This is a genomic window from Acidimicrobiales bacterium (genome assembly GCA_036273495.1).
Lineage (GTDB): Bacteria > Actinomycetota > Acidimicrobiia > Acidimicrobiales > JAJPHE01 > DASSEU01.
On the sequence record DASUHN010000147.1, the window covers coordinates 1 to 10,333 of the forward strand.

General features: G+C 73.2%; 14 protein-coding genes. 10 read left to right on the forward strand and 4 right to left on the reverse strand.

Features of this window, described 5'->3' with window-relative positions; all coding sequences use genetic code 11:
* Both VFW24_06235 and VFW24_06240 read left to right on the forward strand, forming a co-directional pair.
* The coding region (locus VFW24_06235) for a hypothetical protein (GenBank protein HEX5266354.1) at positions 1–202 on the forward strand (202 nt) is incomplete at its 5' end.
* Between the two features lie 15 nt (positions 203–217).
* Positions 218–379 (forward strand): hypothetical protein, encoded by a 162-nt coding sequence (locus VFW24_06240; protein ID HEX5266355.1) that lies wholly within the window; start codon positions 218–220, stop codon positions 377–379.
* On the opposite strand, the gene VFW24_06245 is transcribed toward VFW24_06240, so the two are convergent.
* Positions 376–1,554: a serine hydrolase domain-containing protein gene (locus VFW24_06245; GenBank protein HEX5266356.1), complete on the reverse strand. Its 1,179-nt coding sequence runs from the start codon at positions 1,552–1,554 to the stop codon at positions 376–378. The two genes, VFW24_06240 and VFW24_06245, sit on opposite strands and share 4 nt — an antisense overlap.
* Positions 1,555–1,629: 75 nt before the next feature.
* Between VFW24_06245 and VFW24_06250 the strand changes: the two genes are divergently transcribed.
* Together VFW24_06250 and VFW24_06255 are read left to right on the forward strand one after the other, a co-directional pair.
* Positions 1,630–2,865 (forward strand): acyl-CoA dehydrogenase family protein, encoded by a 1,236-nt coding sequence (locus VFW24_06250; protein ID HEX5266357.1) that lies wholly within the window; start codon positions 1,630–1,632, stop codon positions 2,863–2,865.
* A 49-nt stretch (positions 2,866–2,914) separates the two neighbouring features.
* The gene (locus VFW24_06255) at positions 2,915–4,030 is read left to right on the forward strand and encodes a hypothetical protein (protein ID HEX5266358.1); all 1,116 of its coding nucleotides are present in this window, start codon (positions 2,915–2,917) and stop codon (positions 4,028–4,030) included.
* Positions 4,031–4,054: 24 nt separating this feature from the next.
* On the opposite strand, the gene VFW24_06260 is transcribed toward VFW24_06255, so the two are convergent.
* Positions 4,055–4,888: a metalloregulator ArsR/SmtB family transcription factor gene (locus VFW24_06260; protein ID HEX5266359.1), complete on the reverse strand. Its 834-nt coding sequence runs from the start codon at positions 4,886–4,888 to the stop codon at positions 4,055–4,057.
* 85 nt (positions 4,889–4,973) lie between these two features.
* Here VFW24_06260 and VFW24_06265 point away from each other — a divergent pair, with 85 nt between their 5' ends.
* The 6 genes from VFW24_06265 (at position 4,974) to VFW24_06290 (ending at position 9,010) form a co-directional block, all read left to right on the forward strand.
* On the forward strand, positions 4,974–5,849 hold the full coding sequence (locus tag VFW24_06265) for a patatin-like phospholipase family protein (GenBank protein ID HEX5266360.1): 876 nt from the start codon (positions 4,974–4,976) through the stop codon (positions 5,847–5,849).
* Between the two features lie 12 nt (positions 5,850–5,861).
* A complete protein-coding gene (locus VFW24_06270; GenBank protein ID HEX5266361.1) occupies positions 5,862–6,104 on the forward strand; it encodes a DUF2630 family protein in 243 nt (80 codons plus the stop codon).
* Positions 6,101–6,433: a GNAT family N-acetyltransferase gene (locus VFW24_06275; GenBank protein ID HEX5266362.1), complete on the forward strand. Its 333-nt coding sequence runs from the start codon at positions 6,101–6,103 to the stop codon at positions 6,431–6,433. The genes VFW24_06270 and VFW24_06275 overlap by 4 nt, the downstream gene beginning before the upstream one ends.
* 64 nt (positions 6,434–6,497) lie before the next feature.
* Positions 6,498–6,794, forward strand: a complete 297-nt coding sequence (locus VFW24_06280; GenBank protein ID HEX5266363.1) for a UBP-type zinc finger domain-containing protein — start codon at positions 6,498–6,500, stop codon at positions 6,792–6,794.
* Positions 6,795–6,807: 13 nt separating this feature from the next.
* On the forward strand, positions 6,808–7,512 hold the full coding sequence (locus VFW24_06285; GenBank protein ID HEX5266364.1) for a Type 1 glutamine amidotransferase-like domain-containing protein: 705 nt from the start codon (positions 6,808–6,810) through the stop codon (positions 7,510–7,512).
* A gap of 106 nt (positions 7,513–7,618) precedes the next feature.
* On the forward strand, positions 7,619–9,010 hold the full coding sequence (locus VFW24_06290) for an MFS transporter (GenBank protein HEX5266365.1): 1,392 nt from the start codon (positions 7,619–7,621) through the stop codon (positions 9,008–9,010).
* Between the two features lie 3 nt (positions 9,011–9,013).
* Here VFW24_06290 and VFW24_06295 read toward each other — a convergent pair whose 3' ends face one another.
* Both VFW24_06295 and VFW24_06300 read right to left on the reverse strand, forming a co-directional pair.
* Positions 9,014–9,871 (reverse strand): TIGR03620 family F420-dependent LLM class oxidoreductase, encoded by an 858-nt coding sequence (locus VFW24_06295; GenBank protein HEX5266366.1) that lies wholly within the window; start codon positions 9,869–9,871, stop codon positions 9,014–9,016.
* A 60-nt stretch (positions 9,872–9,931) separates the two neighbouring features.
* The coding region (locus tag VFW24_06300; GenBank protein ID HEX5266367.1) for a DUF664 domain-containing protein at positions 9,932–10,333 on the reverse strand (402 nt) is incomplete at its 5' end.

The following is a 10,333-nucleotide window of genomic DNA, read 5'->3' on the forward strand; positions in this document are numbered from 1 at the left end:
CGACGACGTGGCGGTGGCCGTGGAGGAGTGCGTGCTGAGCGGGGAGCCGCCAGCCCGGATCGTCGTCGGCGACGACGCCGAGGGTTTCGCCCGGCTTCTGAAGGACGCCACCGCCGACGACCTGGCCGGCATGCTGCGTGACTACGTGGCGCAGATGGGCGCACCGGTGAGCACTCCCGGCCCGTCCTCTGAGAAGGGCTGAGCCGCCCCCTGGCATGTGGTCCCCGCCGACCACAAGTGGTTCACCCGGATCGCCGTCGCTGCCATCCTCGTCTCGGCGCTCGCTGATGTCGACCCGCAGTACCCCCGGGTGAGCCCGGAGATCCACCGGGAGATGGGCTCGGCCCGGGAGCGCCTGATGGACGAGCTGGAGCCTTAGCCGCCGGCGGCGGCGAGGGCGGCCGATTGCAGGTCGGCGTGGACAGCCGGGGCCTGGGCCGCCTCGAACAGCCGCTGGGTCAGGACCACCACGACGAGATCGCGGGCGGGATCGACGAGCCACGACGTGCCGAGCCCCCCATCCCAGCCGTAGGCGCCGGCGTACGGGCCCTCGGTGATCACGGACTGGCAGAAGCCCCAACTGCGCCCGGCCAGGAAGCCCTTGATGTCGCGGGCCTTCTGCTCGGCGGTCAGCTGGTCGCTCGTCATCCGGGCCACCATGTCCGGCGCCAGCACCGGGGCGCCGCCCCCGAGGAGCATCCGGGCCAGGGCCAGCAGGTCGTCGACGGTCGAGACCAAGCCGGCGGCCCCGTCCCCGAACGCCGGCGGCCGGCTCCACTGGCCGTCGGGCCGGTCCCACACCTGCAGGCCGTCCGGGGTCGGGAGGTAGGCGGTGGCCAGCCGGTCCCGGTCGGGCGCCCAGAAGCCGGTGTCGGACATGCCCAGCTGCTCGAACACGCGGCTGTGGAGGACCTGGGGGAAGGGCTCTCCCGCCACTCGGGCCAGCAGGACCCCGAGGACCGACGCGCCGGTGTTGTAGAGCCAGCGCTGTCCGGGCTGGTCCATCAGCGGAAGAGACCCGAGGGCGCCGATCCAGGTGTCCGGGTCGGCCTGCTCGTCGGGCGCGGGCGGACCGAGCGTTCCGAGGTGTCGCTCGTTGGCGGCGGCCACGATCGGCCACGGCTCGGGCGCCATGAACATGTCCACGATCATCCCGAATCCCATGGTGAACGTCAGCAGGTGCCGGACCGTGATCGGGCGCTCGGCCGGGACCACATCGTCCAGCGGCCCGTCCATCCGCCGCAGGACCTTGGGCGATGCGAGCTCCGGGAGCCACCGGTCGATCGGGTCGTCCAGACCGAGCCGCCCCTCGCCGACCAGAGCAAGAGTGGCGGCACCGGTGATCGGCTTGGTGGTCGAGGCGATGCGGAAGAGCGAGTCCCGCCGCACCGGGGGACCTCCGATCGACAGCGATCCCGCCGTGGTGACGTGGACCTGCTCGCCTCTGCTCACCAGCGCCACCACACCCGGCATCCCGCCGCCGGCGACGTGGCCGGCGGCCACCTCGTCGAACCGGGCCAGGCCCTCGGCGGTCAGGGGGTCGTTGTTCGCCACGGCGTCCTACTCCAGGCGGGTCGGCTGTTGTAGGGACGGGGGCGGCGCCGACAAATCATCGATACCGTGCCGCCCGTGGACTTCGACGACAACCCCGACGAGGCTGCCTTCCGCCGGGAGGCCCATGACTGGCTGGCGGCCCACGCTCCTCCGAAGGACCCGGCCCGCTCCGGCCCGGGCTCGGGGGGCCAGCTGGACCGCGAGAGCGAGCTCGAGCACCTCCGGCAGTCCCAGGAGTGGCAGGCGACTCTCTACGAGGGTGGGTGGGCGGGGATCACCTGGCCGAAGGAGTACGGCGGCCGGGGCGGCACGCCCATCCAGGCGATCATCTTCGGCCAGGAGCAGGCCCGCTTCGACGTGCCGTCGGGCGTCTTTGCCCAGGGCATCGGGATGGCGGGCCCCACGCTGATGGCGCACGGGACCGAGGACCAGAAGGAGCGGTTCCTCCGACCGATGCTGCGGGGGGACGAGGTGTGGTGCCAGCTGTTCTCCGAGCCGGGAGCCGGATCCGATCTCGCCAACCTCTCCACCCGCGCCGAGCGCGACGGTGACGAGTTCGTCGTCAACGGCCAGAAGGTGTGGACGTCGTCCGCCCACTACGCCGACTGGGGCATCCTCCTGGCGCGGAGCGACTTCGACGCGCCCAAGCACCGGGGGATCACCTACTTCCTCGTCGACATGCACACTCCCGGCATCGACGTCCGCCCGCTCCGCCAGGCCACGGGCGCGGCCCATTTCAACGAGGTCTTCCTCTCCGACGTGCGCGTCCCGGCCGACCAGGCCGTCGGACCGGTCAACGGCGGATGGGGCGTCACCGTCACGACCCTGGCCAACGAGCGCATGCTGATCGGAGGCGGCCAGGGCGCGGGTGACGCCTTCGGGGACCTGGTTCAGCTGGCGGCGTCGTGCGGGCGCAAGGGGGACGCCGTTGCCCGCCAGCACCTGGCCGAGGCGTTCATCCGCGTGCAGCTCCTCAAGTACCTGGGGTGGCGGGTCCAGACCGCCATATCCAAGGGCCAGCAGCCGGGGCCGGAGAGCTCGGTGCTCAAGCTGGCCCTGTCCCGACACCTGGCGGCCACGGGGGACCTGGTCATGGAGCTGGAGGGGCTGGGCGCCACCCTGCTCGACTACGACGATCCGGCCTCCGGCACCTGGCCGCGCCAGTTCCTCGGCCAGTGGAGCTCGCGCATCGGCGGCGGCACCGAGCAGATCCAGCGCAACATCATCGGGGAGCGGGTGCTCGGCCTGCCCTCCGAGCCGCGCCTCGACAAGGACATCCCGTTCCGCGCCGCCGCCGGGGCCGGGGTCTGAGCCCGAGGCGCCCCTTGGCCGGGTCCCCCGCCTCTGGTTGACTTCGGCCGTGATCACGCCCTACGACGACTATCCGATTCACCAGACCGCCGAGCCGGTGGCTCATCCGGCCACCGGTGACCCCAACCACTACGACCGGTACTTTTTCAACGGGTTCACACACGACGGGACCGTCTTCTTCGGCGGGGCCATGGGCCACTATCCCAACCGCGGGATCATCGACGCCGCCTTCAGCGTGGTGTCCGACGGCGTGGAGCGCTCGGTGTTCGCCTCCGGCGCCATGCCGCCGGACCGGGCCACCCGCATCGGGCCGATCGAGGTCGAGGTGCTCGAACCGCTCCGGACCATCCGGCTGTCTCTCGGGCCCAACGACTTCGGCATCGACGCCGATCTGACCTTCGACGCCCGGACGCCGGTCGTCGAGGAGCCCCGGAACACCAGCGTGTCAGGCACCCGGCGCGTGATGGACGTGACCCGGCTGACCCAGTGGGGGACGTGGCGCGGGGACATCCGGGTCGAGGGGACGAGCCTCGACCTCGGCGCGGGCGTGTACGGGGTGCGCGACCGGTCGTGGGGGCAGCGCCCGATAGGCGTGCAGGTGCCCACCAACTTCCCTCCGAACCTCCCCCAGCTGTTCTGGATGTGGGCACCCCTGCACTTCGACTCCTTCTGCACCCACCTGGCCCTGTTCGAGCACGCCGACGGCAGGAGGTGGCTGCAGCAGGGCCTGGTGATCCCCGTGATAGGCGAGGACAAGCCGACGTGGGGTGCCGACCCCGAGCTCGAGCACCTCGAGGGGGTGGAGTACGACATCGAATGGGAGCCGGGGACACGGGTCGCGCGCGCCACCACTCTCACGCTGCGGTCGGCGGCGGGGTCGGCGCGCCAGATCGAGCTGGAGCCGATCTTCACCTTCCGCATGCGCGGCATCGGCTACTCCCATCCGGAGTGGAGCCACGGGTCGATCCACGGCCCGCTGGCGGTGGGCGGCGAGGCGTTCCGGCTCGACGACGTGAATCCCGAGGATCCGAGCGCCATCCACGTCCAGACCCTGTGCCGGGCCCGGCTGGGCGCCGAGACCGGCATCGGCGTCCTCGAGCAGGCCTGCTTCGGCGCGCACCGGCCCACCGGGCTGACCGGGCTCATCGACGGCTACAAGGGCTGACCGATGGCGACGGCCGCCCGGCCCTCAGCGCGGTGAGGAGGGGGCGGCGGCCGCCAGTTCCGGCTCGGACACCGGCTCCCCGCTCTCCAGGAGGGTCTTGAGCTCGGCGAGCACGCGCGGCCAGCCCTGGCTGATGCCGCCGGCGACCTCGCTGCCGGGCTCGAAGCCGTCATGGACGACGGTCAGCTTCACGACGTCGTCGAGGGGCTCGATCTCGAAGGTGACCCGGGAGCGGGGTTCGGCGGCCATCCGTGCCAGCTGCTCGTCGCCGAAGCCGGCCTTGCTGCCCACCGCCTCGACCCACTCGGGGCTGAAGGTGTGCCAGGTGTAGGAGAGCCGCCGGGGAGGATCGGAGACCAGCACCTTCTGCTCGGGGTCGGCGATGCGCACCCCGGCCTGCTCGAGGGCGTAGGTCGATCCGGCCTGCCAGTCACTGCGGAAGCTGCAGCCCCAGTACCGCGAGGTGAAGGCGGGGTCGGTGAGCGCCCGCCACAGGCGCTCGGGGGTGGTGCGGATGTAGGTCGTGTAGACGAAGTCGGGAAGGTCCATCGGCGGTTCCTCCAGTGCTCTCTTGAGGTCCGCCAGGGCGCGGACCCGCGGTCGGTCGTAGCGGCTGATCCAGCGGTCGGCGATCTCGGCGATGGGCGCGGCGTTGAGGTAGTGGAGCTTCTCCCGGCCCCGCCGCACCGTCGCCACGAGGTTGGCCTCCTCCAGGACCGCGAGGTGCTTGCTGACCGCCTGGCGGGTCATGTCCCGGCCCGAGCACAGCTCCCCCAACGTCTGCCCGTTGCGGGCGTCGAGGCTGTCCAGCAGCTGGCGGCGGCTGGGGTCGGCCAGCGCCCGGAACACCCGGTCCATCGTCCTCCCACCCGAAGATGCAACCATACGGCTGCCTTACGATATGCAGCCGATGAGTTGCATGTCAAGGGGCAATGATGGGCCCGTGCCGGCCGCCTCGCCCCGTGTGCTGGTGCGGGGCCGGGTGGCCCGCCGGCGCTGGCGGCGCCGGCGCCCGCGTTGCGCCCTGGTCCTCGGGGGCGGCGGGAACCGGGGCGCGGTGCAGGTGGGAGCGCTGCGGGTCCTCCTGGCCGCCGGCGTGCGGCCCGACCTTCTCGTCGGCGCATCGGTGGGGGCCATCAACGCCGCCGCCATCGCCGGGGACCCGACCCCGGCCGGCGTCGAGCGGCTGGCGGCCACGTGGAAGGCGATGCGGGACGACAACATCTTCCCCCACCACCACTACGTGGAATGGCGCTTCATCCAGCACCGGGAGTCGGTGTTCCCGTCCTCGGCTCTGCGTCGGGTGATCGAGGACTTCCTCACCTACCGTCTCCTCGAGGATGCAGCGGTGCCGGTGGAGGTGGTGGCCTCCTGCCTCGACTCCGGTCGCGAGCGCTGGATGAGCACCGGGCCGGCCGTGGACGCCCTGCTGGCCTCGGCCGCCATCCCGGGGATCTTTCCGCCGGTCGAGGTCGACGGGAACGTCCTGATCGACGGCGGGGTGCTGAACGACGTCCCGATCTCCCGCGCCTTCGAGCGGGGCGCGGACCGGGTCTTCGCCCTGTTGACCGGGCCGGTGGAGCCGCCCCCTGTCGAGATCGGGCGTCCGCTCGACGCTCTGCTGGCCGGCTTCACCGTGGCGGTGCGGGGCCGCTTCGTCCGGGAGGCCGAGGCCGTCCCCGCCGGCCGGCAACTGGTCGTCGTCGGTGCCGACATCCCCGACCTCGAGGGTTACTGGGACTTCTCGCGCACCGAGGAGCTGATGGCGGCGGGGGAGGACGCGGCCCGGGCTGCCCTGGACGCGCTGACCGACGCTTGATAAGGAGGACCGATGGATGACCGGGAGATCGTGAAGCGGATAGGGGAGCTGGCCGACGAGGAGCACCACCTCGAGGACTCCCACGAGGGCACGCCGCTGGGCGAGAGCGAGCTGGCGCGGCTGCGGGCCATCGAGGTGGCCCTGGACCAGTGTTGGGACCTGCTCCGCCAGCGCCGGGCCCGGAGGGCGGCCGGCCAGGACCCCGACGAGGCGGCGGTACGGCCGGAGTCGGTCGTCGAGCGTTACCGGCAGTGACGTCGGCTTCCGACCCGGCCACCGACGACGCCGCCCACAGCCGCCTCCTGATCCGGCAGGACGGCGTCGAAGCCGAGCTCGTCTACCGCCGCAACGGCCGCCGCCTGGTGCTGATCCACACCGGCGTGCCCGAGGAGATCGGCGGCCGAGGGATCGCCGGCCGGCTGGTCCGGGCTGCCGTGGACCAGGCGCGCGCCGAGGGCCTCACCCTCGTCCCGGTCTGCCCCTACGCGACGAAGTGGCTGCAGGAGCATCCCGACGAGCTGGCCGGGGTGGCCGTCGACTGGCAGCCCTCCGGCGCCGGCGCCCCCGACGACGAGGGCCCTTGACGGAGCGACGACCCGGTGTCGTTGCAGTTGGGAACGGCGCGTCGCGGGCGTAGCCTCCTGCGCCATGGCCGACACCTGCTCCCACCTCGACGCCGTCTCCGACGTGGGTCCCTCGAGCGAGGGGTGTGAGGACTGCCTGCGCACGGGGGCCACGTGGGTGCACCTGCGGATGTGCATGACGTGCGGGCACGTCGGGTGCTGCGACAGCTCCCCCAACCGCCACGCCACCGCCCACTGGCGCGAGCACACCGACCACCCCATCGTCCGGTCGTACGAGCCCGGCGAGGACTGGTGGTGGTGCTACGCCGACGACCTGCTCTTCGACGTCCAGGGAGCCGGTCCGTCTCCCTCGCATCCCTGACTCCGGTACCGACGTGCCCGGACCGGTGGCGCTGGTGGGGAGCGCCGAGTATCTGCCCGTGATGGCCGACGTCGAGGCGGCGCTGCTGGAGGGGCGCCCGCCCCGCTACGTGCAACTGCCGACGGCGGCGGGCCAGGAGGGACCGGACTCGGTGGGACGGTGGGTGCGACTGGGTGCCGAGCAGGCCGACCGGCTGGGGGTGGACGCGGTGCCGGTCCTGGCCCTGGACCGGACGACGGCCGACGATCCGGCCCTGGCCGCCCCGATCGAGGGGGCCGGCCTGGTGTACCTGTCCGGCGGGAGCCCCGCCTACCTGGCCGAGACGCTGCGGGGGACGCGGGTGTGGGCCGCCATCCTCTCGGCCTGGCGGGCCGGCGCCGCTCTGGCCGGATGCAGCGCCGGCGCCATGGCGCTGGCGGCGTGGATCGCCAACGTCCGCGCCCCGGACTCCGAGCCGGGGCCGGGCCTGGGGGTGGTGCCCGGCGTGCTCGTGGTCCCGCACTTCGACCGCTTCCGGCGCTGGATGCGGTTCTCCCCCGAAGCGGCGGCGGCCCGGTTGCCCGACGGTGTTGTGCTGATCGGCATCGACGAGGAGACGGCCCTGGTCGGCGACGGGGAGAACCTGGGCCGCTGGGTCGTGCACGGGCGCCAGGCGGCCTGGGTCTTCGGTCCCGACGGCGGTACGGCGTACCGCCGTGGTGAGGAGATCGTGCTGTGACCCGGGCGCCGGCGGCGACGGACCCGCTCCCCGGCCGCCCGGGCCGACGCGAGCACCGGGACTAGCCACGGCCGCCATCCGCTACGGCACCCCGACCGCCCGGTGGGTGATCCTGGCCACGGTCCTGGGGTCGGGCGTGGTCTTCCTCGATGGGACCGTCGTCAACGTGGCCCTGCCCGCCATCGGCCACGACCTGCACACGTCGGTGACCGGGTTGCAGTGGACCGTCGACGCCTACCTGCTCACCCTCTCCGCTCTCCTGCTCCTCGGCGGCAGCGCCGGGGACCGTTACGGCAGGCGGTCGGTGTTCGTCGTCGGGCTGGTCGCCTTCAGCGTGGCGTCCGCCGCGTGCGGGCTGGCGCCCGGGGTGGGCTACCTGATCGCCGCGCGCGCCGCCCAGGGGGTCGGGGGCGCCCTCCTCGTTCCGGGCAGCCTGGCGATCATCGCGGCCGAGTTCGCGCCCGAGGACCGCGGCCGCGCGATCGGGGCGTGGTCGGGTCTCGGGGGGGTGGCGAGCGCGGTGGGCCCGTTCCTCGGCGGCTGGCTCATCGACGCCGTGAGCTGGCGGTTGATCTTCTTCCTCAACCTGCCTCTGGCCGCGGTGGCGGTGGCGGTGGCGCTGCGCCACGTCCCGGAGTCGCGCGCCCCCGACCGCGACCCCCTCGACATCACCGGGGCGGTCACGGTGTCACTGGCCCTGGCCGCCCTGTCGTACGCGGCCATCGAGCACCGCGGCTCCGGGGCCGGCGTGGCGCTGGTCCTCGGTCTCGTGGTGGCGGCGCTGTTCGTCGTCCTCGAACGCGGTGGCGACCATCCCATGCTGCCGCTGTCGATGTTCCGGTCGGCGCAGTTCACCGGCGCCAACCTCACCACGCTCGCGGTCTACGGCGCTCTCAGCGCCGCCCTGTTCCTCGTGGTCCTGCGCCTGGAGGTCTCGCTGCGCTACTCGGCGCTCGACGCCGGGGCGTCACTCGTGCCGTTCACGGTCCTGATGCTCCTGCTGTCACCTACCTCGGGGAAGGTGGCCCAGCGGATCGGCGCCCGGGTGCCGATGACCGTCGGTCCCCTCGTGACGGCGGCGGGCATGCTGCTGCTCAGCCGGGTCGGCGCCGGCACCCGCTACGTCAGCGGGGTCCTTCCCGGTGTCGTGGTGTTTGCCCTCGGCATGGTGATCACCGTGGCCCCGCTGACCGCCGCGGTCCTCGCCAGTGTCGACGACGCCCGCGTGGGAGCGGCGTCGGGCATCAACAACGCCGCCGCCCGGTTGGCCGGTCTCCTGGCCGTGGCGGTGCTGCCCGGGGTGGCAGGCATCGACCCCGGGCGCTCGCTCGCCTCCGGCCTCCACACGGGCTACTCGTCCGCCCTGCGGATAGCCGCCGTTCTCTGCGCCGCCGGAGGGGTGGTGGCGTGGCTGTTCGTGCGGAGAACGGCGCCGGTGCGCCCGGTGCCCCACCCGTCACCGTTCGGGGCGTGCCACGACCCCGCTGTGCGGGCCTAGGAGTCAGACGACCGCCGGCGCCAGCTCCCGCCACGCCGGGCGCGGCATGGGCGCGCCGGGCGGCCCGAGCACCTGTACGCACACGTGGTCGGCGCCGGCGTCACGGTGCTCCTGCACCCGGCGGGCGATGGTCTCGGCGTCGCCCCACGCCACCAGGGCGTCGACGAGACGGTCACTGAGCTCGGACACGTCCTCCTCGGAGAAGCCCAGCCGGCGCCAGTTGTTGGCGTAGTTGGGCAGGGCGGCGTACATGCCCAGGTTGGCGCGGGCAACGGCTCGTGCCTCGCCGGCGTCGCGCTCGAGGACGACCCCCTGCTCCGGGGCCAGGAGGGCGCCGGCGCCGAGGGCGGCCCGGGCCCGGACGGTGTGCTCCGGCGTGACCAGGTACGGGTGGGCCCCGGCGGAGCGGGCCGCCGCCAGGGAGAGCATGCGGGGGCCGAGGGCGGCCAGGCACCGACCCTCGGGGGGGAAGCCCTGCGAGTCGAGGGCATCGAGGTAGCTGGTCATCACGTGGATGGGCTTGGCCCACTTGTCGCCGATCAGGGCGCCGTGGCTGACGCCGAGGCCGAGCAGGAGCCGCCGGCGCTGCGGCTCGGCCAGCCCGGCCCGGAACGCCGCCGCGTCCGGAGCGGCCTGCATCCACACGTTGAGGATCCCGGTGGCCACGGTCATGGTCGAGGTGGCGTCGAGCAGACGGGTCAGCGGCCCGAACACGTCCCCGCCGATGTCGGGTATCCACGCCGCGGTGTAGCCGAGGGCCTCCAGCTCCGCCGCCGCCTCGCTGATGGCGGCGTCGGGGTCCGCCTCCCCCTGGCCGTAGCGGAGGTCGGCCGCCCAGATGCCCGTGCCGGTGAGTGTCATCGGCCGTGTCTACCCGCCGGGGCCCGGAGCGTCCAGATCCGGCGCCGGGCCGGCCGGGGGTCAGCCCATCGTCTTGGCCCCGTCGACGGCCTCGCGCAGGATGTCGGCGTGGCCGGCGTGCTGAGCCGTCTCGGCGATGATGTGCAGCACCGTGCGGCGGGCCGTCCACCGGGCGCCGGGCGGGAACCACGGGGCCACGGGGAGCGGATGCGAGTGGTCGAGCGACGGCAGCGTCCGGACCAGGTCGTCGGTGGCGTCCGCCGTCTGCTGATAGCGGTCCAGCAGCTCGGCCACGGTCTCCCCCTCGAGCATGCGGAAGGTGGCGGCATGGCTCTCCATGGCCGCCTCGTCCATCACCTGTCCCTCCGGCGACCCGTGGCGGATGAAGTCGGCCCAGTGGTGCTCGACATGGGTGACGTGCTTGATCAACCCGCCCAGGCACAGCTCGCTGACGGTCGTGCG